General features: G+C 72.5%; 27 protein-coding genes. 16 read left to right on the forward strand and 11 right to left on the reverse strand.

Going from position 1 to position 25,861, the window contains the following annotated elements:
* Nucleotides 1-57: 57 nt before the first annotated feature.
* Nucleotides 58-378, forward strand: a complete 321-nt coding sequence (gene fdxA, locus CW362_RS04345) for a ferredoxin (RefSeq protein WP_019058397.1) — start codon at nt 58-60, stop codon at nt 376-378.
* A gap of 183 nt (nt 379-561) precedes the next feature.
* On the forward strand, nt 562-1,656 hold the full coding sequence (locus tag CW362_RS04350; RefSeq protein ID WP_103547997.1) for a bifunctional succinyldiaminopimelate transaminase/glutamate-prephenate aminotransferase: 1,095 nt from the start codon (nt 562-564) through the stop codon (nt 1,654-1,656).
* A 106-nt stretch (nt 1,657-1,762) separates the two neighbouring features.
* Here the strand turns inward: CW362_RS04350 and CW362_RS04355 are convergent, their stop codons facing one another.
* Nucleotides 1,763-2,209, reverse strand: a complete 447-nt coding sequence (locus CW362_RS04355; RefSeq protein ID WP_103547998.1) for an ATP-binding protein — start codon at nt 2,207-2,209, stop codon at nt 1,763-1,765.
* A 366-nt stretch (nt 2,210-2,575) separates the two neighbouring features.
* On the reverse strand, nt 2,576-3,640 hold the full coding sequence (locus CW362_RS04360; protein WP_103547999.1) for a VldE C-terminal domain-containing protein: 1,065 nt from the start codon (nt 3,638-3,640) through the stop codon (nt 2,576-2,578).
* Between the two features lie 128 nt (nt 3,641-3,768).
* Here CW362_RS04360 and dapE point away from each other — a divergent pair, with 128 nt between their 5' ends.
* Nucleotides 3,769-4,848, forward strand: a complete 1,080-nt coding sequence (gene dapE, locus CW362_RS04365) for a succinyl-diaminopimelate desuccinylase (RefSeq protein WP_103548000.1) — start codon at nt 3,769-3,771, stop codon at nt 4,846-4,848.
* A gap of 148 nt (nt 4,849-4,996) precedes the next feature.
* On the forward strand, nt 4,997-5,755 hold the full coding sequence (locus tag CW362_RS04370; protein WP_103548001.1) for an LOG family protein: 759 nt from the start codon (nt 4,997-4,999) through the stop codon (nt 5,753-5,755).
* A gap of 97 nt (nt 5,756-5,852) precedes the next feature.
* Here the strand turns inward: CW362_RS04370 and folP are convergent, their stop codons facing one another.
* Nucleotides 5,853-6,713: a dihydropteroate synthase gene (folP, locus tag CW362_RS04375; RefSeq protein ID WP_103548002.1), complete on the reverse strand. Its 861-nt coding sequence runs from the start codon at nt 6,711-6,713 to the stop codon at nt 5,853-5,855.
* 173 nt (nt 6,714-6,886) lie between these two features.
* On the opposite strand from folP, the gene CW362_RS04380 reads away from it, so the two are divergent.
* Entirely contained in the window at nt 6,887-7,237 is a 351-nt protein-coding gene (locus CW362_RS04380) for a DivIVA domain-containing protein (protein ID WP_103548003.1), read from the forward strand.
* Complete coding sequence (locus CW362_RS04385; protein WP_103548004.1) at nt 7,234-7,815, forward strand: DNA-3-methyladenine glycosylase I; 582 nt, start codon at nt 7,234-7,236, stop codon at nt 7,813-7,815. The genes CW362_RS04380 and CW362_RS04385 overlap by 4 nt, the downstream gene beginning before the upstream one ends.
* A 126-nt stretch (nt 7,816-7,941) precedes the next feature.
* Here the strand turns inward: CW362_RS04385 and chcB are convergent, their stop codons facing one another.
* Nucleotides 7,942-8,745, reverse strand: a complete 804-nt coding sequence (gene chcB, locus CW362_RS04390; protein ID WP_103548005.1) for a 2-cyclohexenylcarbonyl CoA isomerase — start codon at nt 8,743-8,745, stop codon at nt 7,942-7,944.
* A gap of 364 nt (nt 8,746-9,109) precedes the next feature.
* Here chcB and CW362_RS04395 point away from each other — a divergent pair, with 364 nt between their 5' ends.
* Nucleotides 9,110-9,277 (forward strand): DUF3117 domain-containing protein, encoded by a 168-nt coding sequence (locus tag CW362_RS04395; protein ID WP_003966491.1) that lies wholly within the window; start codon nt 9,110-9,112, stop codon nt 9,275-9,277.
* A gap of 133 nt (nt 9,278-9,410) precedes the next feature.
* Here CW362_RS04395 and CW362_RS04400 read toward each other — a convergent pair whose 3' ends face one another.
* On the reverse strand, nt 9,411-10,046 hold the full coding sequence (locus CW362_RS04400; protein ID WP_103548084.1) for an O-methyltransferase: 636 nt from the start codon (nt 10,044-10,046) through the stop codon (nt 9,411-9,413).
* 292 nt (nt 10,047-10,338) lie between these two features.
* Between CW362_RS04400 and sigE the strand changes: the two genes are divergently transcribed.
* The 5 genes from sigE to CW362_RS04425 all read left to right on the forward strand — a co-directional run bounded on the left by sigE (nt 10,339) and on the right by CW362_RS04425 (nt 15,378).
* Entirely contained in the window at nt 10,339-11,037 is a 699-nt protein-coding gene (gene sigE, locus CW362_RS04405; protein WP_103548006.1) for an RNA polymerase sigma factor SigE, read from the forward strand.
* Nucleotides 11,034-11,975 carry an anti-sigma factor family protein gene (locus CW362_RS04410; RefSeq protein ID WP_103548007.1) on the forward strand — a complete coding sequence of 314 codons (942 nt, stop codon included), beginning with the start codon at nt 11,034-11,036 and terminating at the stop codon, nt 11,973-11,975. Before sigE ends, CW362_RS04410 begins: the two co-directional genes overlap by 4 nt.
* Before the next feature lie 139 nt (nt 11,976-12,114).
* Nucleotides 12,115-13,752: a S1C family serine protease gene (locus CW362_RS04415; RefSeq protein ID WP_103548008.1), complete on the forward strand. Its 1,638-nt coding sequence runs from the start codon at nt 12,115-12,117 to the stop codon at nt 13,750-13,752.
* Nucleotides 13,753-13,974: 222 nt separating this feature from the next.
* Complete coding sequence (locus tag CW362_RS04420; RefSeq protein WP_103548009.1) at nt 13,975-14,421, forward strand: sec-independent translocase; 447 nt, start codon at nt 13,975-13,977, stop codon at nt 14,419-14,421.
* Between the two features lie 297 nt (nt 14,422-14,718).
* Nucleotides 14,719-15,378 (forward strand): hypothetical protein, encoded by a 660-nt coding sequence (locus CW362_RS04425; RefSeq protein WP_103548010.1) that lies wholly within the window; start codon nt 14,719-14,721, stop codon nt 15,376-15,378.
* A 180-nt stretch (nt 15,379-15,558) separates the two neighbouring features.
* On the opposite strand, the gene CW362_RS04430 is transcribed toward CW362_RS04425, so the two are convergent.
* Genes CW362_RS04430 through CW362_RS04440 form a run of 3 tightly spaced genes read right to left on the reverse strand, consistent with a single transcriptional unit; the run spans nt 15,559 to nt 18,732 of the window.
* Nucleotides 15,559-16,692, reverse strand: a complete 1,134-nt coding sequence (locus CW362_RS04430; protein ID WP_103548011.1) for an Mrp/NBP35 family ATP-binding protein — start codon at nt 16,690-16,692, stop codon at nt 15,559-15,561.
* A 44-nt stretch (nt 16,693-16,736) separates the two neighbouring features.
* Nucleotides 16,737-17,333 carry a DUF1003 domain-containing protein gene (locus tag CW362_RS04435; RefSeq protein WP_103548012.1) on the reverse strand — a complete coding sequence of 199 codons (597 nt, stop codon included), beginning with the start codon at nt 17,331-17,333 and terminating at the stop codon, nt 16,737-16,739.
* Complete coding sequence (locus CW362_RS04440; protein WP_240657640.1) at nt 17,317-18,732, reverse strand: magnesium transporter MgtE N-terminal domain-containing protein; 1,416 nt, start codon at nt 18,730-18,732, stop codon at nt 17,317-17,319. Before CW362_RS04440 ends, CW362_RS04435 begins: the two co-directional genes overlap by 17 nt.
* Nucleotides 18,733-18,918: 186 nt before the next feature.
* Here CW362_RS04440 and CW362_RS04445 point away from each other — a divergent pair, with 186 nt between their 5' ends.
* A complete protein-coding gene (locus CW362_RS04445; protein ID WP_206300859.1) occupies nt 18,919-19,674 on the forward strand; it encodes a hypothetical protein in 756 nt (251 codons plus the stop codon).
* A 54-nt stretch (nt 19,675-19,728) separates the two neighbouring features.
* Here CW362_RS04445 and CW362_RS04450 read toward each other — a convergent pair whose 3' ends face one another.
* Both CW362_RS04450 and CW362_RS04455 read right to left on the reverse strand, forming a co-directional pair.
* Nucleotides 19,729-20,271, reverse strand: a complete 543-nt coding sequence (locus CW362_RS04450) for a hypothetical protein (protein ID WP_103548013.1) — start codon at nt 20,269-20,271, stop codon at nt 19,729-19,731.
* 24 nt (nt 20,272-20,295) lie between these two features.
* Nucleotides 20,296-21,408 (reverse strand): magnesium and cobalt transport protein CorA, encoded by a 1,113-nt coding sequence (locus CW362_RS04455; RefSeq protein WP_103548014.1) that lies wholly within the window; start codon nt 21,406-21,408, stop codon nt 20,296-20,298.
* 593 nt (nt 21,409-22,001) lie between these two features.
* Here CW362_RS04455 and CW362_RS04460 point away from each other — a divergent pair.
* Nucleotides 22,002-22,586, forward strand: coding sequence for a suppressor of fused domain protein (locus CW362_RS04460; protein ID WP_103548015.1), 585 nt, complete (start codon nt 22,002-22,004; stop codon nt 22,584-22,586).
* A 30-nt stretch (nt 22,587-22,616) separates the two neighbouring features.
* Here the strand turns inward: CW362_RS04460 and CW362_RS04465 are convergent, their stop codons facing one another.
* Entirely contained in the window at nt 22,617-23,891 is a 1,275-nt protein-coding gene (locus tag CW362_RS04465; RefSeq protein WP_103548016.1) for an MFS transporter, read from the reverse strand.
* A 163-nt stretch (nt 23,892-24,054) separates the two neighbouring features.
* On the opposite strand from CW362_RS04465, the gene CW362_RS04470 reads away from it, so the two are divergent.
* Together CW362_RS04470 and CW362_RS04475 are read left to right on the forward strand one after the other, a co-directional pair.
* Nucleotides 24,055-24,696, forward strand: a complete 642-nt coding sequence (locus CW362_RS04470; protein WP_103548017.1) for a DUF6758 family protein — start codon at nt 24,055-24,057, stop codon at nt 24,694-24,696.
* 148 nt (nt 24,697-24,844) lie between these two features.
* Nucleotides 24,845-25,702, forward strand: coding sequence for a PHP domain-containing protein (locus CW362_RS04475; RefSeq protein ID WP_103548018.1), 858 nt, complete (start codon nt 24,845-24,847; stop codon nt 25,700-25,702).
* Nucleotides 25,703-25,861 lie beyond the last annotated feature (159 nt).

Raw genomic sequence — 25,861 nt, forward strand, 5'->3', positions numbered from 1 at the left:
CCAGGCGGCGGAGCCTACGACAGGCCCGCCAGCGCCCTATCGAGGAGGAACGACAGCGTGACCTACGTCATCGCGCAGCCTTGTGTCGACGTCAAGGACAAGGCGTGCATCGAGGAGTGCCCGGTCGACTGCATCTACGAGGGCTCCCGGTCCTTGTACATCCACCCGGACGAATGCGTCGACTGCGGAGCCTGTGAGCCGGTGTGCCCGGTCGAGGCGATCTTCTACGAGGACGACACTCCGGAGGAGTGGAAGGACTACTACAAGGCGAACGTCGAGTTCTTCGACGAGCTCGGCTCGCCCGGCGGCGCCAGCAAGCTCGGTCTGATCGAGCGCGACCACCCCTTCGTCGCCGCGCTTCCGCCGCAGAACCAGTAAAGCGGCCCGCTGGGGGCACCTCCCGGCGGTAGCCGGGGGAGTGCCGCCTCGGTCCCGTACGGCCTGATCACTCCGGTCGCTGTACGGGACCGAGGCGTTTGCCGTGCCGGACCGCGCAGCATCCGTGCAGCAGCCCGTACCCGCGTGTACGGGTCGTACGTACGAGAAAGTGAGCCCGATCCCGTGTCCGCAGTCTCCGACCGGCTTCCCGTCTTCCCCTGGGACAAGCTGGAGCCCTACAAGGCGACCGCCGCAGCTCACCCCGGCGGCATCGTCGACCTGTCCGTCGGCACCCCGGTCGACCCGGTGCCCGAGCTGATCCAGAAGGCCCTGGTCGCGGCCGCGGACTCGCCCGGTTATCCCACGGTGTGGGGCACGCCCGAGCTGCGGGACGCGCTCACGGGCTGGGCGGAGCGGCGACTCGGGGCACGGGACGTCACCCACCGCCACGTCCTGCCGATCGTCGGCTCCAAGGAACTGGTCGCCTGGCTGCCGACCCAGCTCGGCCTCGGACCGGGCGACAAGGTCGCCTACCCGCGCCTCGCGTACCCGACGTACGAGGTCGGCGCGCGGCTCGCCCGGGCGGAGCACGTGGTCTACGACGACCCGACCGAGCTGGACCCGACGGGCCTGAAGCTGCTGTGGCTGAACTCCCCGTCGAACCCGACCGGCAGGGTCCTGTCCGCCGAGGAACTCACCCGGATCGTCGCCTGGGCGCGCGAGCACGGCGTCCTCGTCTTCTCCGACGAGTGCTACATCGAGCTGGGCTGGGAGGCCGACCCGGTCTCGGTGCTGCACCCCGACGTGTGCGGCGGCTCCTACGAGGGGATCGTCTCGGTCCACTCGCTGTCCAAGCGCTCGAACCTGGCCGGCTACCGGGCGGCCTTCCTCGCGGGCGACCCCGCCGTTCTCGGCGAGCTCCTCGCGATCCGCAAGCACGGCGGCATGATGACCTCCGCGCCGACCCAGGCCGCCGTGGTGGCCGCGCTCGCGGACGACACCCACGTCCGCGAGCAGCGCGAGCGCTACGCGGCCCGCCGCACCGCCCTGCGCGACGCCCTCCTGGACCACGGCTTCCGCATCGAGCACAGCGAGGCGAGCCTCTACCTCTGGGCGACCCGGGACGAGTCCTGCTGGTCCACGGTGGCCCACCTGGCCGAGCTGGGCATCCTGGTGGCTCCCGGCGACTTCTACGGCGAGGCGGGAGAGAAGTTCGTCCGCGTGGCGCTCACCGCCTCGGACGAGCGTGTGGCGGCGGCGGTGGAACGCCTGCGGTAGTCCGCCGCCCGGCAGCGGAACGGGGGGGTCCGGGGAGGCGAACTCCCCGGCCCCCCGTCGCCGTACGGTGCGAGCCGCACGGCGGGTCCCGGCCCGGCGGCGGGCCTCAGCCCACCTGTAGGCCCTGCGTCGGCAGCTGCCCCGTCGGCAGGCCGCCCTTGGCCACGGCGCCCGTCGGCAGGCCACCGCCGGCCGCGCTCTTCGCGGCGTCGTCGAGGAGGCCTCCGGCCTGCCCCGCCGTCCCCCCGGCCACCTTGCGCGCGGCGGGCGCCGCCTTCTTCGTGACCTTGGCGCCGGCCTTGCCCACGCCCGGCAGCGCCTTCTCGACCGTCTCGCCGCCGGACTTGCCGGCGACCCCGGTGACGTGCTGCGCCGCTCCGTCGACCGTGCCGCCGACGTTGGCCCCGTCCAGGGCGGTCACGCCGCCGAGGCCGGGAGCGGCGGGCAGGTCGGCCGCCGCGGAGGCGGAGCCGGCCGCGCCGACCACGGGCGCCGCCCCGGCCGCGACGAGCAGCACGACACGGGCGATCCGGCGGGTCAGGGGAAGGGACATGATGCTCCTTGGACGGAAGGGAACGGGGAAGTGTTCTGCCGTGCCCGGCGGTCGGCCGACCGACCGCGTCACCGGAAGCCGATCGCCGATGCGGTCGTTCGCCGATGCGGTCGTTCCGGGCTCGGACGCAGTGACTACCGCTCGAAGTCCGCGAAGGTTGCGGTGACCCGACGTAAAGAGTTGGCAATGCGTCGCATTATCGTTTGTGGATAAAAACGGGCAAAGGATGCCCGGCGGGGGTGGTGGCGGAATCCCCGCGGCCCTTTGTTCCCAAGGGATTTCGCGGACGGGGGAGTGAGCGCCCGAAAACGCGCGCACATCGCCGGCCCGCCCGGGTCCGATCCTCCCCAGGGGTGAGGCTCCGTACTACTGCCCGGTGACGATCCGGACCTCGGCCGCGGCCTCCTCCGCCTCCGGACCGCCCTTGTCGTCGGCCGTGCGCCACGAGCCCTCCGAGGTCCCCGCGGTCCACTCGCGCCCCGCGTACGACACCCGGTCGATGTGCAGGGCCGAGGAGTTGGCCACGGCCCAGTGCGCCAGCTCCCAGCCGCGGCGGAGCGCCCCGGTCCCGGTGTCGGACTCCTCGGGCACGGGGACCGTCACGGTCCGGTCGGCGATCCCCGTGGGGGCGGGAGAGGCCGGGGAAGCCGACGAGGCCGACGGGGTCGACGAGGTGGGGGAGGCCGGGGAGGTGGAGGAAGCCGGGGAGTCCGGGGCGGCCGGTTCCGGCGACGCGGAGGCGCCCGCGGCGGCCACGGTGGCGCCCGCCTCCTGGAACACGTCGCGTCCGAAGTCCCGCGCGAGCGCGGCCCGCACCGGTGCCGGGCCGCCCGCCGGGGTCGCGGCCGGGCGTCCCTGGCAGGTCAGCGTGGCCGCCGCGCGGCCGGTCAGGGCGGCGGCGAGCAGCGTGGCGTCCGGCTCGTGCTTCGCGTACGCCTGCGGGAAACCGCTGTGCTGCACCCGCTGCGCGGCGACGGTGAGAGGCAGTCGCGAGTAGCCGGGCACCTTGGCCAGGTGCTCGTAGAAGATGCCCGCCGAGTACGTCGGGTCCATGATCTGCTTCTCGGTGCCCCAGCCCTGCGAAGGGCGCTGCTGGAACAGGCCGAGGGAGTCCCGGTCGCCGTGCCGGATGTTGCGCAGCCCCGACTCCTGGAGCGCCGTCGCCAGCGCGATGGCCACCGCGCGCTCGGGCATGCCGCGCGAGGTGCCGATCGCCGAGATCGTCGCCGCGTTCTCCGCCTGTTCGGGAGTGAACTCGTACGACGCGCCGTCGCCGTTGCCGGAGACGACCTTGCACCGGGGCGCGCCCACGCCGCCCGTGAGGTACTGCACGCCGAGATAACCCGCGACCGCGAGCAGGACCACGAGGGCCCCGCCGAAGCGCAGGAGGCGACCGCGGCGCCGGACTGGAGTGGGGGACGGCTCAGACACGCGTACAAGGTACTGGAGAGCTCTGTGGATGCACCCCGGGGCTGTGGACAACGTGAGCGGGGCCGGGGGATACGACCGCATCCGGCTGTTTTCGGTGCCCCCCGGCCGGGCGCGCTAGGGTCGTCGCCATGGCCGACACCCCGCTTGACCTCACCCTGGACGCAGCCGAGCTCACCGCGTGGCTGGTCGACTTCCGCTCCGAGAGCGGGGACGAGAAGCCGCTCGCGGACGCCGTCGAGACCGCCCTGCGCGCCCTGCCGCACCTGACGGTCGACCGGCACGGCAACAACGTCGTGGCCCGTACGAACCTGGGCCGCGCCGAGCGGGTCGTCCTGGCCGGTCACATCGACACCGTGCCGATCGCCGGCAACGTGCCCTCCCGCCTCGACGAGAACGGCGTGCTGTGGGGCTGCGGCACCTGCGACATGAAGTCGGGCGTCGCCGTCCAGCTCCGTATCGCGGCCACCGTCCCCGAACCCAACAGGGACCTCACCTTCGTCTTCTACGACAACGAAGAGGTCGCCGCCCATCTGAACGGTCTGAAGCACGTGGCCGAGGCCCACCCCGACTGGCTGCGGGGCGACTTCGCGGTCCTTCTGGAGCCCTCCGACGGACAGGTCGAGGGCGGCTGCCAGGGCACGCTGCGGGTGCTGCTGAGGACCAAGGGGGAGCGGGCCCACTCCGCCCGCAGCTGGATGGGCTCGAACGCCATCCACGCGGCCGCCCCGATCCTCGCCGCGCTGGCCGCCTACGAGCCCCGCCACCCGGTGATCGACGGCCTGGAGTACCGCGAGGGCCTGAACGCGGTGAACATCTCGGGCGGCGTCGCCGGCAACGTCATCCCCGACGAGTGCGTCGTCACCGTCAACTTCCGCTACGCGCCCGACCGCACCGAGGAGGAGGCGATCGCGCACGTCCGCGAGGTCTTCGCCGACTGCGGGGTCGAGGAGTTCGTCGTCGACGACCACAGCGGTGCCGCCCTCCCCGGCCTGTCCCACCCGGCCGCCGCCGCGTTCATCGAGGCGGTGGGGGGCACCCCGCAGCCCAAGTACGGCTGGACGGACGTCTCCCGTTTCAGCGCGCTCGGCATCCCCGCGGTCAACTACGGCCCCGGCAACCCGCACCTGGCGCACAAGCGGGACGAGCGGGTGGAAACGGCCAAGATCCTCGCGGGCGAGGAGCGGCTGCGCGACTGGCTCACCGGCTGAGGCGCGGCACGTACCCGTCGGCTGCTCACGGCGGACATGCTCACGTCCCCCCGCCGTAACCAGCGGAGATCTACGCTGGAGCGGAACGACCTTCCCTCGCACCGGTTTCGGCCGGGGCGGGGGAGATCCGTACGCGGAGGGAGTGGACATGGCTACTGGCGACCCGAGGGGAAAGAAGCGGCCACCGGACGAGCAGCGGCTGGGCCCGGTGCTGCGCAGGCGGGACCAGGTCCAGGCGAGCACCACGGACCAGCGGCTGCTGGACGCGGGCGGCCCCTCGGACTGGGTGCACACCGACCCCTGGCGTGTTCTGCGCATCCAGTCGGAGTTCATCGAGGGCTTCGGCACGCTGGCCGAACTCCCGGCCGCCATCAGCGTGTTCGGCTCGGCGCGCACCCCGGTCGACTCGCCCGAGTACGAGGCGGGCGTCGCCCTCGGCCGGGGCCTGGTCGACGCCGGGTTCGCGGTGATCACCGGTGGCGGACCGGGTGCCATGGAGGCGGCCAACAAGGGCGCGCTGGAGGCGAAGGGCATCTCCGTCGGCCTCGGCATCGAGCTCCCCTTCGAGCAGGGACTGAACCCGTACGTCGACATCGGCCTGAACTTCCGCTACTTCTTCGTGCGGAAGATGATGTTCGTCAAGTACGCGCAAGGGTTCGTGGTCCTGCCCGGCGGGCTCGGCACCCTCGACGAACTCTTCGAGGCGCTCACGCTGGTCCAGACCCAGAAGGTCACCCGCTTCCCCATCGTGCTGTTCGGCACGGAGTACTGGGGCGGCCTCGTGGACTGGCTCAGGAACACCCTCGTCGCCCAGGGCAAGGCGGCCGAGAAGGACCTGATGCTGTTCCACGTGACCGACGACGTGGACGAGGCGGTGGCCCTGATGTCGAAGGAGGCGGGCCGCTAGGCCTGCTCGGCCCCTCCCGTCCGCCCCGGGACGTCACGGGGCGCGCGGGAGGGACCGTGGAACCGGTCCCTCCCGTGCCCCTCGCGTGCTCCGTCCGCTACGCCAGCCCGCGCCGGGCCACCGCCGGTGGCCGGTGCCCGGCGATCGAGGCCACCATGTCCAGCACCTGACGGGTCTCCGCGACCTCGTGGACGCGGTACACCTGCGCCCCCAGCCACGCCGACACGGCGGTCGTCGCCAGCGTTCCGACGACCCGCTCCTTGACCGGCCGGTCGAGCGTCTCGCCCACGAAGTCCTTGTTGGAGAGGGAGACGAGGACCGGCCACCCGGTGGAGACCATCTCCCCGAGCCGCCGGGTCGCCTCCAGACTGTGCCGGGTGTTCTTCCCGAAGTCGTGACCGGGATCGATGAGCACCGACTCGCGGGGCACCCCGAGGGCGACCGCGCGCTCCGCGAGCCCGAGCGTGACCCGCAGGATGTCGGCCATCACGTCGTCGTAGGCGACGCGGTGCGGGCGCGTCCGCGGCTCGGACTCCCCGGCGTGCGTGCACACGAGCCCCACCCGGTACCGGGCGGCCACCTCGGCCAGCCGCGGATCGACCCCGCCCCAGGCGTCGTTGAGCAGGTCGGCACCGGCCTCGCAGACCGCCTCGCCGACCTCGTGCCGCCAGGTGTCGACGCTGATCACGACGTCGGGGAAGCGGCGGCGCACCTCGGCGACGAAGCCGACCGTCCGGCGCGCCTCCTCCTCGGCGGTGACCTCCTCGCCCGGCCCGGCCTTGACCCCGCCGATGTCGATGATGGCGGCGCCCTCGGCGACCGCCTGCTCCACGCGCGCGAGGGCGGGCTCGTCGCGGAAGGTGGCCCCCTGGTCGTAGAAGGAGTCCGGGGTCCGGTTCACGATCGCCATGATCACCGGCTCGTGCGCGTCGAATTCACGCCTGCCCAGCCTGAGCATCCCCTGTGACCTCTCCCGGTACGTCGCATCGATAAGCCGCCTGCGACCTTAACTGTCAGACTCGCATGGCACGATCGGAGCCTGACACTTCCAGCGTCAGACTGCTTTCGTCAGCACCAGTACTTCCGCGCCGACGCGACCCGCGCCGGCACCAGAGCGTGGGGACCTCAGCGATGTTCATGTTCTTGTTCCTGGTCGTCGCCCTCGCCGTCGTGGTCGCCGCGGTGACCCTGTCCGTGGTGGGCGGCGGCGAGAACGCGCCCCTTGCCGACGCCGAGCCCGAGCGGCTGAGCGATCCGCTGCCGTACGACCGCCCGGTGCACAAGGGCGACGTGGACGCCCTGCGTTTCGCCGTCACCGTGCGCGGCTACCGCATGGCGGACGTCGACGACGCGCTCGGCCGGCTGGGCGCCGAGATCGGCGAGCGGGACGCCCGCATCGCCGACCTGGAGGCCGCGCTCGCGGGCGCCCGCGCGGCGAACGCCACCACCTCGCTGCACAAGCACCCCGAGGACGAGCGGTGAGCGGGTCGCTGGCCGGACCCGACGGGGCGCTGCGCTGCCCCTGGGCGCTGTCCGCCGAGGACTACGTGGCATATCACGACGAGGAGTGGGGCCGGGCGGTCCACGGTGACGACGCCCTCTACGAGCGGCTGTGCCTGGAGGCCTTCCAGTCGGGGCTGTCCTGGATCACCATCCTGCGCCGCCGCCCCGGCTTCCGCGCGGCCTTCGCGGACTTCGAGATCGCCAAGGTCGCGCTGTTCACCGAGGCCGACGAGGAGCGCCTGCTCGCCGACCCGGGGATCATCCGCAACGGCGCCAAGATCCGGGCGACCGTCGCCAACGCGCGCGTGCTGGCCGGGTGGGCCCCGGGCGAGCTGGACGAGCTCATCTGGTCCTTCGCCCCCGACCACACCTCCCGGCCGGCCCCGGAGAAGCTCTCCGACGTACCGGCCGTCACCGACGAGTCGACCGCGCTGTCCAAGGCGCTCAAGAAGCGCGGCATCCGCTTCGTGGGCCCGACGACGGCGTACGCGCTGATGCAGGCGTGCGGTCTGGTGAACGACCACCTGGCGGACTGCGCGGCGCGCCACGCCGGGTGACGGGGACGCCCCTCCGGGCGCGCGCGGGCCGCGGCCCGCGCCACGACGGGCACGGGGACGCGGGACGAGGCCCCGGGGATGTCCGCCGCGGGCCTCGCGCGGTCGGCGGCGGACACCCCGGACGGGTCAGCGACCCAGGTACTCGGGCTTCTGCTTGCTCACGAACGCCTGGACCGCGATGGTGTGGTCCTCGGAGGCCCCGGCCCGCCCCTGGAGCTCGTCCTCCTTCTCCAGGGTCTCCTCCAGCGAGTGGGTGAGCCCGAAGGCGACGGACTCCTTCAGGGCGGCGTAGGCCAGCGTCGGCCCGGAGGCCAGCGCCCGCGCCACCTTCTCCGCCTCGGCCCGCAGTTCGGCGGCCGGAACCAGCCGGTTGGCGATGCCCAGCTCGTACGCCTCCTGGGCGCTGATGCTGCGCGGGAAGAGCAGCAGATCGGTGGCACGGCTCGGGCCGATCACCCGGGGCAGCGTCCAGGAGATCCCGGAGTCGGCGGTCAGCGCGACACCGGCGAAGGACGTGTTGAAGGCGGCGGTGTCGGCGACGACGCGGTAGTCCGCCGCGAGCGCGAAACCGAATCCGGCCCCGGCCGCGACACCGTTGACCGCGGCGACCACGGGCTTCGCGGCGCCGGTCAGCGCCCGCACGATGGGGTTGTAGTGCTCGCGCACGGTCCTCATCGTCCCGCCCGAGCCCGACTCCCTGTCGGCGGCCAGCAGCCCGATGTGTTCCTTGAGGTCCTGGCCCACGCAGAAGGCCCGGTCCCCGGCGGCGGTCAGCAGGATCGCCCGTACGGCGTCGTCGGCGGCGGCAGCCTGCGCCGCGTCCCGGAGAGCGACCTTGGTCTCGATGTTCATCGCGTTCATCGCCTCGGGGCGGTTCAGCGTGATCGTCGCGAGTCCGTCGCTCACCTCGTAGAGCACGGTGTCGGCCATGGTGGGTCCCTTCCGGGGGTCGCGGCTCGTCGTACCGGCCGGTACGTCCTGTGTCCGATGACAGCATGGCGGAGATCACCGGCGTCGGCGCGGGACATACATGTGACCTGCATCAAAGAATTCCGCGTCACGGAACTCCGTGCGGCGGCGCAGTATCGCAGGCACATCGCCGAATTGGGTGGTTTTGCTCAAGCGCGTTGCGTAAGCGATGCCGACTGATGTTGGTCATCGGGTCCTGAGATGCGGGATAATGGCCTGGAAGCAATGTGTTCGATGCCGGTGACGCGTGTCCTATGAGGGGACGTGCGTGCCCTCCGAGGGGGCCGTCGGCGACGATGAGCTGGTTTCAGGAAGGGGAACGAGCATGGCGGCCATGAAGCCGCGGACGGGCGATGGCCCGCTCGAGGTGACCAAGGAGGGGCGGGGCATCGTCATGCGCGTTCCGCTCGAAGGCGGCGGTCGGCTCGTCGTCGAGCTGACCCCTGACGAGGCCGACGCGCTCGGCGACGCCCTCAAGAAGGTCGTCGGCTGACGCGGGACGCGACCCATACCTCTTTCGGCTTCCCCGGTACCGCACATGGTGCCGGGGAAGCCGCTTTTCCGGCTCGCGGCACCGCCGTGCGGCTCCGGCTCGCGGGAGCGTCGTGCGCCTCCGGCCAGCGGATTCAGCGCTTGACCGCGCACAGCAGGCCGTCGCCCACCGGCAGCAGCGACGGCACCAGCTCCTGGCTCTCGCGCACCGCGCGCAGCAGTTCGCGCAGCCGGGCCACCTCGACCGGCTGCGGTCCCGAGTCCACGGTGCGGCCGTCCGCGAAGACGCCCTCGAAGGCGACGAGCCCGCCCGGACGCAACAGGCGCAACGATTCAGCGAGGTAATCCAGACACTCCAGCCGGTCGCCGTCGCAGAACACGAGGTCGTACCCGGCGTCCGCGAGGCGGGGCAGGACCTCCAGGGCGCGGCCCGGTATGAAGCGCGCGCGGTTGCTGGCGAACCCGGCCGCGCGGAAGGCCTGGCGCGCGAACTGCTGGCGCTCCGGCTCCGGGTCCACCGTGGTCAGTACCCCGTCCGGCCGCATGCCGTGCAGAAGGTGGATTCCGGAGACGCCGGTCCCGGTACCGATCTCGGCGACCGCCTTCGCGTCCACGGTGGCGGCGAGCAGGCGCAGCGCGGCGCCCGTGCCCGGCGTCACCGAGCGCAGGCCCACCTCGTGGGCCCGGTCCCGGGCCCAGCGCAGTGCCTCGTCCTCGGCGACAAAGGCGTCGGCGAACGCCGCCCAGCTCGTCTGCCGGTTGCCGGTAATGACCCTCTCCTGTCCCCGTGGTTGCCTGGCGTGACTGTATCCGTTGACGCCGGGAACCTGCGGATGGGACCGGGCGTTTAGAGGGGTGGGAGAACCGAGCGGGGGGAAGCCGATGAGTCGGTACACGGAGCGGGGACGCGGGCGGACGTCGGCGCGCCCATATGGGCCCGTATCAATTTCGCGTAAAACCGCTTATCCGGAGCTAACGGGCGAGGTGGCTATGGTAGGGGCTCCACTGGACACCACCAGAGCCGACAGGGGAGGTGCGGCTGCGCCTGTGGATCGGGGAGGAGTGCTGCGGCGCCTGCTCAGATCGACGGGTGAGCCGAAATCCGTGACCGACAACGCTGACCAGCTCCCCGTTGCCGCCCCGGCGCAGACCGCGACGTTCGCCACCGACGCGGAGTCGCAGGCGTGGACCCCTCCCACCTGGGAGGAGATCGTCAGCACCCACAGCGGTCGCGTCTACCGTCTCGCGTACCGCCTCACGGGCAACCAGCACGACGCCGAGGACCTCACCCAGGAGGTCTTCGTCCGCGTCTTCCGCTCCCTGTCGACCTACACGCCCGGCACCTTCGAGGGCTGGCTGCACCGCATCACCACGAACCTCTTCCTCGACATGGTGCGGCGCAAGCAGCGCATCCGCTTCGACGCCCTCGGCGACGACGCGGCCGAGCGGCTGCCCAGCCGTGAGCCGTCCCCGCAGCAGGTCTTCAACGATGCGCACTTCGACGCCGACGTCCAGCAGGCGCTGGACACCCTCGCGCCCGAGTTCCGCGCCGCCGTCGTCCTCTGCGACATCGAGGGACTGTCCTACGAGGAGATCGCCGCGACCCTGGGCGTCAAGCTCGGCACGGTCCGCTCCCGGATCCACCGCGGCCGCTCCCAGCTGCGCAAGGCCCTAGCACACCGGTCTCCCGAGGCCCGCGCCGAACGTCGCTCGTTCGTGTCCCGCGTGCCCGTGCTGGGAGGAGGGGGCGCGACCGCGTGAGTGGAACCCGTCCCACCCCTGCCGAGCAGCACCTGGGAGACCGGCTTTCCGCCCTGGTGGACGGAGAGCTCGGTCATGAGTCGCGCGACCGCGTCCTGGCCCACCTCGCCACCTGCGCGAAGTGCAAGGCCGAGGCCGACGCCCAGCGCCGACTGAAGAACGTCTTCGCGGAGATGGCCCCGCCGCCGCCCTCCGAAAGCTTCCTCGCCCGCCTCCAGGGGCTTCCCGGGGGAGGCGACTCCGAGGGCCCGCGACTGAACGGAGGCGGCTTCGGCGGCGGACTGTCCGGCGGTTCCACGGGCCCCGGACTGCCCGGCGTCTTCGGAGTGCGGGGCGAGACCTTCGGGTACGTGCCGGCCGGACCGCACGCCGACGTGCTGCCCTCCGCCTCGGGGCGCGGCTTCCGCATCCACGACGTCAGCCGCCACGAGGCCGAGCGGTCCGCCTCGCGCGGGCTGCGGTTCGCCTTCGTCGCCGCGGGAGCGGTGTCGCTCGCGGCCGTCGCCCTCGGCGGGGTGACCGCCGGTATGCCCGGAAGCCCGGACGCGCGCGGAGGAGCCGGCGCCGGGAGCAACGTGACCCCGTCCCGCTCCCAGGGCACGGGAGCCGCCTCGACCCCCGAGTCGCAGCGCCGCCGCTCCGTCGGACCGGTGCTCGCCCAGGGCGAGCGGTCGCTCGCCGCCGGGCCGGTGGCGCCGACCGGGGTGTCCGCCCCGCTGCTGCCCGGGGTCCCCGCCCCGGTGGGCCGCGGCCAGGACGCCGTGCGCACGCTGACGACACCGGCGGTCGCCGGTGCCACCGCGACGTCCCCGCTCATACGTCCGCTCACCGACGTCCAGCCGCTCGCCCTGACCCCGACCGTGGGACCCTTCTCCGCCCCCGCCGTCACACCGTCCCCCTCCTCGTCCCCGTCCCCCACCTCTCGTAGCGTCCACTGACACCGCCCTCTGCGCTGCGGCCCGCGAACCTGGTTGAATCCGGGGAGGGCCGCGTCCGCGGGAGGGTTCACGGGCGCGGAGTCGGCATGTCTGTGGTGGCCGGCGGCGCGCTGTGCCGTGGGCCAGGTGTGGGGAGAGCATGAACGAGGGCAGGCCCACGAAGGCGAAGTGGTGGAGTCGACCCCGGCCCGGGGCTGTGGGCGCGGACTCCGCACCGGCTCACCTCACGGAACCGGATCCCGCGCACCCCGTCGCCCCTTCCCGGGGTACCGGGGGCGGCGCGGAGCCGGACACGCCCGAGGCGCAGGCGCACCCGGGAGACGCTCACGGGCCGGAGCGGCCCATGGGCGTTCCCGGCCTCGTTCCCGGTCCCGCGGACGCGGAGCCCGCCCCCGGTGCCGGTGGCGGGGCCGCCCCCGCCGCCGGTGTCCACGCCGACGCCGAAGCGGTCCCCCCGCCGGGGATCCCGGCCCAGGGCGGTGCGCCCTTCGGCGCCCCTCCCGCCGGGGCCGGGTCCGCCGGCCCCGCCGAGTCCGCCCCCCTCGACCCGTGGCGGAACTACGACCCCTGGGCCGCGCCCGGATCCCCGCAGCGGTACGGCCACCTCCAGCAGAACGGCCCCTTCCAGCAGAACGGCGTCGCCGTGCCCACCGCGGCCGAGCGGCGCAGGCGGGCGAGGAAGGCCCTGGTGCTCGGCGCCGTCGCGCTCGCGCTGGTGTCCGGGGGCGTGGGCGGCGCCGTGGGGGCGTATCTGGAGCGGAACGGGGGACTGACGGACATCGAGCTGCCGCAGGCCGCCAAGGAGGCCCCGGGGCGCGCCCCGGACAGCGTCGCCGGGATCGCGGCGCACGCGCTGCCCAGCGTCGTCACCCTGCACGTGCACGGGAGCGAGGAGGACGGCACCGGCACCGGATTCGTCCTCGACGGCGCGGGACACATCCTCACCAACAACCACGTGATCGAGCCCGCCGGCGGCAGCGGCACGATAACCGTGACGTTCAGCGGCGGTCAGAGCGCGAAGGCCCGGGTCGTCGGACACGACAGCGGCTACGACCTCGCCGTGGTCAAGGTCTCGGGAGTCCACGGTCTGGCCCCGATGCCGCTGGGCAACTCCGACAGCGTCCAGGTCGGCGACCCCGTCGTCGCCATCGGCGCGCCCTTCGACCTCGCCAACACGGTCACCTCCGGGATCATCAGCGCCAAGGAGAGGCCCATCACGGCGGGCGGCGAGAAGGGCGACGGCACCGACGTCTCGTACGTGGACGCCCTCCAGACCGACGCACCGATCAACCCCGGCAACTCGGGCGGGCCGCTGCTCGACTCCCGGGCCCGCGTCATCGGCATCAACAGCGCCATCCGCTCCGCCGACAGCGGCTCCGACCTGGGGACCGGTCAGGCCGGTTCCATCGGGCTCGGCTTCGCCATACCCGTGAACCAGGCCAAGCGCGTCGCCGAGGAACTCATCAACACCGGCAGGGCCACCCATCCCGTGATAGGCGTCACGCTCGACATGAACTACGCGGGCGACGGAGCGCGGGTCGCTGCCAAGGCGACCGGGGGCGGGGCGCCCGTCACCGCCGACGGTCCCGGTGCCAGGGCGGGCATCAGGGCGGGCGACGTCATCACCGAGGTCGACGGCACGCGGGTCCACTCCGGTGAGGAACTCATCGTGAAGACCCGCGCCCACCGGCCCGGCGACCGCCTGCGGCTGACCGTCAGGCGGGGCGGCACGGACAGGACGGTCACCCTGGTCCTCGGTTCGGCGGACGGCGACTGAGAGCCCGCGGGCGCCGGGGTCCGCGAGTGACACGAACCTCACAGTCGAGCGGGATGTCGCAGTTCCGGACGGCAAACATCATGGAAAACCCGTGGTGCGCACGAAGCCGGAAGCCCCGGGACAGTTCCGGACGGACGGGAACGACGGGTACCGTTGGACGCGGCCCGGACCGCGGAAGATCCCCGAGGGCCGAGGACCGAGGGCATCGCGAGGAGCTACCAGGTGTTCAATGACGTAGGACCGCTTGAGCTGGTGACGCTGGTCGTCCTGGCCGTGCTCGTCTTCGGTCCCGACAAGCTCCCGAAGCTGATCCAGGACGTGTCGCGCACGATCCGCAAGATCCGCGAGTTCTCGGACAGCGCCAAGGCGGACATCCGCGACGAACTCGGCCCGGAGTTCAAGGACTTCGAGTTCGAGGACCTCAACCCCAAGACGTTCATACGCAAGCAGCTGGACAATGACGAGCTGGGGCTCAAGGAGATCCGCAACGGCTTCGACCTGAAGAAGGAGATGGCCGACGTCACGGACGCGGTGCACGGACGCGAGTCCGGATCCTCCGCGGCGGGCGGGTCCTCCGAGGGCACGGCGGGCGGCACCGTCGACATGGCGAAGAAGCCCGAGCAGCCCGCAGCCGACGAGCACCCTCCCTACGACGCCGACGCCACCTGATCCGTAAGGAGTCCCGCGGGCCGTCCCGCCGGAGCGCCCGCGGCCGGGCGGCCATGACTCCCACGGGCCGGCGAGCCCCGTCCCGGGCCGGGCGGGTCCGGCCCGGGAACACGTCCCTCCGCGGTCCGCGAACGGCCCCGCGCGGTCCGAATACGCCGTTCGTGCGCCTTACGCGCGGGCGCTTTCGCCGCCGCTCGGAGCGGGGTGGCTATGCTGCCCAGTTGTTGTGCGGACCGACAAGGTCGCCCGAGGGGGGTGGGCCGCCCGGTCCGACGAGAGCGAGGAGGCGTCCGGCAGATGGAGACGACAAGTCGGGTAGGCGCGCAGGCGCCGGTCGCGGAGGGCGGACAACAGGTCCCCTCCGCCCGGCGTACGGTCGACGGCTACCTGCTGGCGCCCTTTCCCTGGTACGGCCTCGACGAGGCCTTCACGGGGCCGCGCTGGCTGATGCAGGTGGGCACCTCCGCGGAGGGCGTGGTCGAGCACGGTTCCGTCGGACACGGGGACGAGCCCTCGGTCCGTCCCGAGCCGGGCGAGGACAAGGAGCGGTTCGCGGTGGTGGTCACCGTGGCCGCCAACCCCGTACGGCGCAGCGCGGACGGCACGGGACTGCTGGAGGCCACCTCGGTGTCCTCGGCGGCGTGGCTGGCCGGCATGGGGCTGCTGTCCTTCACCTGGCCCGGCCAGATGGACCACACCCTGCGCGACGACTGGCTGGACCAGCAGACCGAGACCGCGTGGGTGCTGGCCGACGACCTGGACGGCCCGGACTGGTCCACCCTGTCCCTCCCCGTGGACGGCGTCCCCACGCCGTTCCACTACCGCGAGTCCGAGTTCGGCTGGGTCCTCGCGGGTTCCACCCAGGAGGGCGTCCACGTGGGCGCGTACGGGCGGGGGATGAGCGCGTACGGACTCGGCTTCGCGATGATCAAGGACATCACGGCGTACGACCGGTAAGGCCCCGCGGGCGGCCGTGGGGGCCGGGGGGACCGCCACGGGCGCCCACGAGCCGCTCAGGGGCCCTGGTGGCCGTCACGAGGAAGGGGGCGCCGTCCGCACGGACGGCGCCCCCTTCTCCGCGGGGACGGTGCCGGAGCCTCCTCGGGAGGCCCCGGGGTCCCGGTACTCCTCGGAGCCCTAGAACTTGTTGCGCGGGGTGATGCCCAGCGACATGCCCGACAGGCCGCGCTGACGGCCGCCCAGCTTGCCCGCGATGGCGCGCAGGGCCGAGCCGGCGGGGGAGTCGGGGTCGGTCAGGACCACGGGCTTGCCCTCGTCGCCGCCCTCGCGCAGACGGACGTCGATCGGGATGGAGCCGAGGACCGGGACGGTCGCGCCGGTGGTGCGGGTCAGGCCGTCGGCGACCTTCTGGCCGCCGCCGGTGCCGAAGACGTCGACCATCTCGTCGCAGTGCGGGCACGGGAGCCCCGACATGTTCTCGACGACACCGACGATCTTCTGGTGCGTCTGCACGGCGATGGAGCCGGCCCGCTCGGCCACCTCGGCCGCCGCCTGCTGCGGGGTCGTGACGACCAGGATCTCGGCGTTCGGGACGAGCTGGGCGACGGAGATCGCGATGTCGCCGGTGCCCGGCGGGAGGTCCAGGAGCAGGACGTCCAGGTCGCCCCAGTACACGTCCGCCAGGAACTGCTGGAGGGCGCGGTGGAGCATCGGGCCGCGCCAGACCACCGGCGCGTTGCCCGGGGTGAACATGCCGATGGAGATGACCTTCACGCCGTTCGCGGACGGCGGCATGATCATGTTCTCGACCTGGGTCGGCCGGCCCTCCGCGCCGAGCATGCGCGGGACCGAGTGCCCGTAGATGTCGGCGTCCACGACACCGACCTTGAGTCCGTCGGCGGCCATCGCGGCCGCGAGGTTCACGGTGACCGAGGACTTGCCGACGCCGCCCTTGCCGGAGGCGACCGCGTACACCCGGGTCAGCGAACCGGGCTTGGCGAAGGGCACCTCGCGCTCGGCGGTGCCGCCCTTGAGGGCGGTCGCCAGCTCGCGGCGCTGTTCGTCGCTCATCACGTCCAGTTCGACGTCGACCCGCGTGACGCCCTCGACCCGCGAGACCGCCTCCGTCACCCGTTGGGTGATCGTGTCGCGCATCGGGCAGCCGGAGACCGTCAGGTACACGGCGACCGCGACCACACCGTCCGCGCCGATCTCCACCGATTTGACCATCCCCAGTTCGGTGATGGGTCGGTTGATCTCGGGGTCGTTCACCGTCGCCAGTGCTTCGCGCACCGCGTCTTCCGTAGCCATAGGGACGATGGTACGGCGCGACCCATGTGCCCCGGAAAGCCCTGTCACCGGTCTTCTACGTCACGTCCCGGTGACCGTTCCGCCGGGAATACGACCTGTCCGTCCCCGCGACCGCCGGGATGGCGGTCCTCCAGCTCCTTGACCAGGTCCTGGAGCTCGTTGCGGATCCAGTCGCGGGTGGCGACCTCGCCGAGGCCCATCCGCAGCGCGGCGATCTCGCGGGTGAGGTACTCGGTGTCGGCGATGGAGCGCTCGTTCTGCTTGCGGTCCTGTTCGAGGTTGACCCGGTCCCGGTCGTCCTGCCGGTTCTGCGCGAGCAGGATCAGCGGGGCGGCGTAGGAGGCCTGGAGCGACAGCATCAGGGTCAGGAAGATGAACGGGTAGTTGTCGAAGCGCAGGTGGCCCGGCGCGAAGATGTTCCAGGCCACCCACACGATGATGACGACCGTCATCCAGACGATGAACCGTCCGGTGCCCAGGAAGCGGGCGATGCGCTCCGAGAGCCGCCCGAAGGCCTCGGGGTCCCACTCGGGCAGGAACCTGATCCGCGGCGGCTTCGGCTGGTCGAGCCGGGTGCGCGGGCGGGTGGTCGCCGTCGCCCCCGTGGCGGCCCGCTCCCGGGCCTCACGGTCGGGCGCCATGGCGGCCCTCTCCGTCCTGCGGCCCGTCCGGCTCCCGGCGGCCGTCCCCCCGGCCGGGGCCGTCCTCGGGAACGTCCCCGCGGCCGGTCCCGTCACCGCCGCCGCTGTCGTGGCTCTCCGCGTGCACGCTCTCGTGCATGTCCTCGTCGAGGTGGAACTCCGTCTCCCGCCAGTCCTCGGGCAGCATGTGGTCCAGCACGTCGTCCACGGTCACCGCTCCGAGCAGCGATCCGCTCTCGTCGACGACGGGGGCCGCGACCATGTCGTACGTGGCGAAGAACCCGGCGACCACCGGCAGCTCGTCCTCGGGGGCCAGCGGCTGGAGGTCGTCGTCGACGAGCGAGCCGACCAGGGTGAACGGCGGGTCGCGCAGCAGCCGCTGGAAGTGCACCGCCCCCAGGTACTTGCCCGTCGGCGTCTCGTCCGGCGGGCGGCAGACGTACACCTGGGCGGCGAGCGCGGGGGAGAGGTCGGGGTTGCGGACCCGGGCGAGCGCGTCGGCCACGGTCGCGTCGGCCCGCAGCACGATGGGCTCGGTGGTCATGAGCCCGCCCGCCGTCCGTTCCGCGTACGCCATCAGCCGCCGGACGTCCGCCGCCTCGCCGGGCCGCATCAGCCTCAGCAGCCGCTCCACGTCCTCGGTGGGCAGCTCCGCCAGCAGGTCGGCCGCGTCGTCGGGGTCCATCGCCTCCAGGACGTCCGCCGCGCGCTCCTCCTTGAGCTTGCCGAGGATCTCGATCTGGTCGTCCTCGGGCAGCTCCTCCAGCACGTCGGCGAGGCGGTCGTCGTCGAGCGCGGCGGCCACCTCGCCGCGCCGCTTCGGCGACAGGTGGTGCAGCACGTTCGCGAGGTCGGCGGGCCGCAGCTGCTCGAAGGTGGCGAGAAGGCTCTCCGCGCCCTGTCCGTGCTCCTCCAGCGAGAAGCCGGTGACGGAGGACCAGTCGACCGTCATCGTCTCGCCCTTGGCGCGCCGGAAGGCGCCGGCGCGCCCCTTGCGCACGAAGACCCGGCCGATCTCCCACTCCCTGCGGGCCGGCAGCTGCTGGATCGACACGTCCAGGACCGTCACCTCCTCACCCGTCTCCACGAGGGTCACGAGCCGGTCGAGCAGCTCGCCGAAGACGAGCCGCTCGGTGGGCCGCTGCTCGAAGCGGCGCACGTTCAGGACGCCGGTCGTGATCACCTGGCCGGACTCGATGCCGGTCACCCGGGTCATGGGCAGGAAGATCCGGCGGCGCGTGGACAGTTCGACGACCAGGCCGAGCATGCGGGGCGGCCGCCGTCCCACGCGCAGCATGGCGACGAGGTCGCGCACCCGGCCCACCTGGTCGCCGTTCGGGTCGAAGACGGCGACGCCGGACAGGTGCGAGACGAAGATCCGGGGGGCGGCTGCGGCCATGCCCGCGCCTCCTTCGCTTCGATGCGTTCTGTGTGGGTCTGTCCGCTCGGGTGGGCTTCAGGCTAGCCCGTCCCGGTCGGGTACGCCCTGGTGGGCGGTCCGGACGGACTGCCTCCGCCGGACGGGTGCCGCACCGGTACGCTGCCGTACGCCGTTTGAGGACCGCGCACGAGAGGCACCCCACCTGTGACCGCAATTCCCCAGGGCCGTACCCGCAGAGCCGTGACGGTGGCCGCGATGTGCGCGCTGGCCGTGACAGGTACGGGACTGACGGGGTGCGGCAGCGGGGATCCGGACGCGGGCACGAACGGGGTCGGCAAGCTGTCCGCCGCCGCCATCCAGGCGAAGGCGAAGCAGGCGGCCGAGAAGGCGCCCGCCGTGCGGCTCTCGGGGACCGTCGTCTCGGGCGGCACCACGTACACCCTCGACATGCGCCTCAAGTCCGGCGGCGGCACCGGCTCGGTCACCTCGAAGGGGGCCGGTTTCCATCTGCTGCGGGTCGGCGAGCACCTCTTCCTCAAGGCCGACGCCGAGTTCTGGGCCCATGAGGAGGGCAAGGACGGCGGCAAGGCGGACACCGCGGCGGCGGACAAGCTGGAGGGCATGTACGTGAAGGTGCCGACCGGCGACCCCGCGTACAAGCGCTTCAGCGGCTTCACCGACAAGAACGTCCTGCTCGACGGGCTGCTCGGGCTGCACGGCGTCCTCGCCAAGGACGGCCACCACGAACAGTCCGGCGTCCGCACCATCCGCATCACCGGCGACAAGGGCTCGGGCGGAACCCTCGACGTCTCCCTCCAGGGCACCCCGTACCCGGTCGTGCTGGGGCGCGCGGGCAACGCGGGCACCCTCCGTCTGTCCGACTGGGGCAAGGACTTCCCGCTCGCGGAACCGCCGAAGAAGGACACGGTCGACTACGGGCAGCAGCTGCCCTCGTCGTAGCCCCGCGCGGCCCGGCCGCGGGCGCCGCCCGCGGGACCGCCGCCCTGTGGTTCCCTAGCCGCGCCCGCGCCGCTTCAGCAGGAGGCGGGGCAGTGCCGCCGGAACCGGGCGGCGGGTCGTCACCGGGGTCGGCAGCGGCGGTTCGGCGAGCGAGCCCTCGGGCAGTTCCTCGGTCGCGCCCGTCGGCTCCAGGCGTACCACCCGGCACTCGCGCCCCCAGCGCTCCGGCATGGCCTCGCCGTCCGGGGCGTTCAGCCGCTTGCCCTTGAGCTCACCGACGGCCGCCTCCCACTCCGGGGTGCCCGCGGTGAGCTCCACGACCGTGGCCGACCAGGTGACGAGCCGTCCGCCCTTGTCCTTGCTGCGCACGGTGACCACCGCACGGCCCCCGTCGGCCAGGCCCGGCAGCGGCTGCTCGCCGGGCCCGTCGCCGACCAGGCAGGCCGCGCCGTCGTGCCACACGTGCCACAGCGCGCGGGTGGGCGCGGGCCCGTCCGGACCGGCGGGCGCGGGTGTACCGCCGCCCCGCACCCAGATCAGCCCGGACTTCTTGGTGGCCTCCTCGACGAGGGCCTGGTCGAGCAGCTCTTGCGTCATGGGGCCCAGACTATCCAGCCCGCCCTACAGCCAGCCGTTGCGCTTCAGGATGCGGTGGATGGACAGACACAGGCCGACCGTGATGCCCATGACCACCGGATAGCCGTAGCGCGCGTGCAGCTCGGGCATGTGCTCGAAGTTCATGCCGTACACACCGCAGACCATCGTCGGGACGGCGACGATCGCGGCCCACGAGGTGATCTTGCGCATGTCCTCGTTCTGCGCCACGGAGGCCTGCGCGAGGTTGGCCTGGAGGATCGAGTTGAGGAGTTCGTCGAAGCCGAGGACCTGCTCCTGCACGCGCGCGAGGTGGTCGGCGACGTCGCGGAAGTACTTCTGGATGTCGGGGTCGATCAGCCGCATCGGGCGCTCGCTCAGCAGCTGCATGGGGCGCAGCAGCGGCGAGACCGCCCGCTTGAACTCCAGCACCTCGCGCTTGAGCTGGTAGATCTGCCCAGCGTCCGTGCCGCGCGGAGTGCCCTTGCGGCCCGGCGAGAACACCTCGGTCTCGACCTCGTCGATGTCGTCCTGCACGGCGTCCACGACCGCGATGTAGCCGTCGACGACGTGGTCGGCGATCGCGTGCAGCACCGCCGAGGGGCCCTTGGCGAGCAGCTCGGGGTCGTCCTGGAGGCGGTGCCGCAGCCCGCGCAGCGACCCCTGTCCGCCGTGCCGGACGGTGATGAAGAAGTCCCCTCCGGTGAAGCACATGACCTCGCCGGTCTCGACGATCTCGCTGTTCGCCGTCAGCCGGTCGTGCTCGATGTAGTGGATGGTCTTGAAGACGGTGAACAGGGAGTCGTCGTAACGCTCCAGCTTGGGCCGCTGGTGGGCCTGGACGGCGTCCTCCACGGCCAGCGGGTGCAGCCCGAACTCGCGGGCGATACCGGCGAATTCGTCCTCGGTGGGCTCGTGCAGGCCGATCCACACGAAGCCGCCGTCGCGCCGCACCTGGCGCATGGCCTCCTGGGGCGTGAGCGGGGTGCGGGTGGCGACGCGGGCGCCGTCGCGGTAGACGGCGCAGTCGACCACGGCCGACGGGGTGCCGGGGTCGCGGGTGGTGTCGTACGAGCCACTGTCCTTGCGCAGGGACGGGCGGGGGCGGACCGCGGCGCGCAGGTCACGGATCATCGACATGGCAGGCTCCTTCTCGCGGCGGAGGCGGCCGGGCGACGGTTGGAACTACCCGGAATGGGGACGTCCTTGCTGCGGATGTTTGGCACGTCCACAAAGCGGGGAGCACCGCACCGTCGCGGTGGCAGCTTCGCTACTGATTCAGATCAGACAGATCAGGCGGAAACGAAGCGCTCTTCCGTGGTGCACCGGGCAACGCTGACACGTGTGCACACGATTGCGGGAGGCGGCAGCCGACAGGGCCGAAGGCCCGGTGGAACCAGCTGTGAACTCAGCGACCGGAAGAGCGGGTGGTACTGCACGATCGACTTCGGTCCATTGCAGCCCCACCTCCTCCGGTCGGTCCCCCGTGGGGGACGATCCATCCCCCGCGGGGGAGTCCGGCTCCCTCCGAGGGGGAGTCGGATCAGTCTCAGTGCGCCGGAGTCCGGGAGCAACTCCCGCAGTGCCGCGAGGGTCTGGGGGCCCTCGGTCATGCACTGCTCCGACCAGCGGCCAAGAGTATCAGCGCACCGATACGTCAAGACCCCGCTTTGCGCGTTGTTGACCGGGGTCCGCTGCGCCCTGGCGGAATTGACGCGGCCTATGCTCGATTCATGACTGATGTTCTTCCTCTGGTCGAGGCCCGTTTGCGCTCCGCGCTGGGCGAACCCGACGCCCGGGCCGCGGTCACCTTCCTGGGCACCGACCGCATCGAGGTGCTGCGCTTCACCGAGGGCGACATCGTCCGCTACGCCACGCTCGGCATGTCCGCCCAGCCGATGGCGGACCCCACCGCCGTGCTCGCCGATCCGGTGAAGGGCCCGCGCGCCGAACTGGTCCTCTCCGTCCGGCCGGCCGGGGCCGACACCGACAAGGTGCTCCGCCCGCTGGCCGTGCTCGCCGCCTCCCCCCAGGTCGAGGGTCTGGTCGTGGCTCCCGGCGCCTCGCTCGACGTGGGTGAACCCCTGTGGCCCGGCGCGCCGTTCACCTCCGTCCTGGTCGCCGAGTCCGGCGGTCTGGTGGAGGACCTGGAGCTGGACGCCCCCGCCGATCCCGTGCGTTTCCTGCCGCTGCTCCCCATGACGCCCAACGAGGCCGCCTGGAAGCGCGTCCACGGTGCCGGCGCCCTCCAGGAACGCTGGCTGAACGGCGGAACGGACCTGCGCGATCCGCTGCGCAGGTCCGTCGCCCTGGACTGAGCGGTCCCGGGGCCCGTACGTGACGGGACCTCACATCGCCCTTCCGGCGGCTCGGTCGGCGAAGACGGCGACACCGTCCTCGACGGCGTGGACGGGCGCCTGCTCCCCGGCCTTCTCCGTGAGCGCGCCGCGCCGTACGTGGACCACCGCGGCGCCCAGCAGCGCGGTGACCGCGGCGACCACGAACGGGACGTGGACGTCGCTCCACTCCTCGATCTTCGGGGCGAAGTACGGCGCCGCCGCGGCCGCGAACCAGCGCACGAAGTTGTAGCCGGCGCTCGCCACGGGACGCGGGGCGTCGGAGACCCCGAGGGCCAGTTCCGTGTAGACGGTGTTGTTCACGCCGATGAAGGCGCCGGACAGGACCGTGCAGACGACGGCGGTGGCGTGGTCGCCGTACCCGAGGACGAGCACGTCGGCGGCGAGCAGCACCAGGGAACCGCCCAGCACCTTCGGCGATCCGAACCGGGCCTGGAGCCGGGGAGCCACGACCACCGAGAAGACCGCGAGCAGCAGACCCCAGCAGAAGAACACCGCGCCGGACCGGTAGGGCGTCATGTCCAGCACGAACGGGGTGAAGGCCAGCACGGTGAAGAACGTGTAGTTGTAGAAGAAGGCGGAGGCCGCGACGGAGGCGAGGCCGCCGTGGCCGAGGGCGCGCAGCGGGTCGAGCGGCGAGGTCCTGCGCGCGGGCTTCGGCTGCTCCTTCAGGAACGCCGTGATGCACAGGAAACCGACCGCCATCAGGAACGCGGTGCCGAAGAACGGGTAGCGCCAGCTGGCGTTGCCGAGCAGGGCTCCGAGCAGCGGGCCGCAGGCCATGCCGAGGCCCAGCGCGGACTCGTAGAGCAGGATCGCCGCCGCGCTGCCGCCGGCCGCGGCGCCGACGATGACCGCGAGGGCGGTGGAGACGAACAGCGCGTTGCCGAGGCCCCAGCCGGCCCGGAAGCCGACGAGTTCGCCGACCGAGTCCGAGGTTCCGGCGAGGCCGGCGAAGACCACGACGAGGGCGAGGCCGAGCAGCAGGGTCCTGCGGCCGCCGATCCGGCTGGAGACGAAGCCGGTCAGCAGCATCGCGACGGCGGTGATCAGGAAGTACGAGGTGAAGAGCAGCGACACCTGGCCGGGGGTGGCGTCGAGGCCCCGGGCGATGGACGGCAGGATCGGATCGACGAGTCCGATGCCCATGAAGGCGACGACCGACGCCCCGGCGGTCGCCCAGACGGCCCTCGGCTGCCGCAGGACGCCGCCCGCGCCGATGCCGGACGTGTCGCCCTCCGCGGGACCTTCCGTTCTGTTGATCATGCCCGCTCCCTCACTGTGCGCCGACTGGATCGTTGGGCTATACACACGATAAATTAGCTAGGCTAATAAATGCAAGATACACTTAGTTTTCGGCGTGGCCGGCCCGCGGCGGACGGGTGATCGTCCTTGACGTGGGGAAGGACGGGGAGGACCGTTGGGGCCTATGAGGGGCGAACCCAGTTGCCCGAAGTGTGGTGGCCGGGTCAGGGCTCCCGGCCTCTTTGCCGACTCCTGGCAGTGCGATGTGCACGGCACGGTGCATCCGCTGCAGCCCGTGATCCCGCCCAGCGTCGAAGCCCTCGGTGTGGTCGTGCACCGCGCCCGGGTACCGGTGTGGATGCCGTGGCCGCTGCCGGTCGGCTGGCTGTTCACCGGAGCGGCGTTCGCGGGGGACGACCGCAGCGGGGGCAGGGCCACCGCCGTCGCGTGCTCGGGGCCCGGGCCGTTGGGCGGCATGGGTGAGCTGATCCTCGTCGCCGAGGAGTTGGGCGTCGGCCTCGGCGCGCGGTACGCGGGCATGGACGGACCCGACCCCGGCCCGTACATGAGCGTTGAGAAACCGCCTCAGGCGAAGGTCCTCGCCGCGGGCCGGCCCACTCCGCTCTGGCACGTCTCCGGTTCCCCCGACGACCGCGCCGTCTTCGCGGGCGAGGCGATGGGGCTGTGGCTGTGGGCCGTCGTCTGGCCCGAGCAGACCGGACTGCTGATGTACGACGAACTGGTCCTGACGGATCTGCGTGACGCGGGCGCGGAGGTCGACCTGCTGCCGTGCGGCGCGTTGTCGCCGCGCATCCTGGAACCGTAGGGCCGCACGGCGCGGTGCCAGGGCCGGGTGTACCCGGACGGCGGAGAGTGTAGGGGGCGCTCCCCCGGTACGGGTGTGACGTCGGAGGGTGGACTCCCGCTATCCTTGAGCGTCCCCGTCCGTTCCGTCACCGCTTGGAGTCCGCGTAGTGCGCATCGATCTGCACGCCCACTCCACCGCCTCCGACGGTACGGACACCCCGGCCGGTCTGGTGCGCAACGCGGCCGCCGCCGGTCTGGACGTCGTCGCGCTGACCGACCACGACACCACGCGCGGGTACGCCGAGGCGATCGCCGCACTGCCCGAGGGGCTCACCCTCGTCACGGGCGCCGAACTCTCCTGCCGGATCGACGGCATCAGCATGCACATGCTGGCCTACCTCTTCGACCCCGAGGACCCCGCACTGCTCGCCGAGCGCGAACTGGTGCGGGACGACCGGGTGCCGCGGGCCCGGGGCATGGTCGCCAGACTCCAGGACCTCGGTGTGCCGGTCACCTGGGAGCAGGTGGCGCGCATCGCGGGCGACGGCTCGGTCGGGCGCCCGCACGTCGCCTCCGCGCTGGTCGAGCTGGGCGTCGTCGACAGCGTCTCCGACGCCTTCACCGAGCAGTGGCTGGCCGACGGGGGCCGCGCCTACGTCCCCAAGCACGAGACCGACCCCTTCGAGGCGATCCGGCTGGTCAAGGGGGCCGGAGGCGTCACCGTCTTCGCCCACCCGGCCGCCGCCAAGCGGGGCCGCACCGTGCCGGAGTCGGTGATCGCGGAGCTGGCGTCCGCGGGCCTCGACGGCATCGAGGTCGACCACATGGACCACGAACCGGCCACCCGGGCACGGCTGCGCGGCCTGGCCTCCGAACTGGGGCTGCTGGCCACGGGCTCCTCCGACTACCACGGCAGCCGCAAGACCTGTGTGCTCGGGGAGTTCACGACCGACCCCGAGGTCTACGGGGAGATCACCCGCCGCGCCACCGGGGCGTTCCCGGTACCGGGCGCGGGCGGAGCCTGAGTCCCCGGACGTTCCGCGTCGCGCGGGACCGGTGACCGGGGGCGCGTGCCCGCCGTCGCCCCGGCGAGCCGGTGCCGTCGCGGCCGGCGCGTGAGGGTCGTAGGAACCGGGCCGGTGCCGTAGGGCCCCTGCCCTGGTCCCTTCCGGCCCCCGTCGTCC

Source organism: Streptomyces populi, from assembly GCF_002911015.1.
GTDB classification, from domain to species: Bacteria; Actinomycetota; Actinomycetes; order Streptomycetales; family Streptomycetaceae; genus Streptomyces; species Streptomyces populi.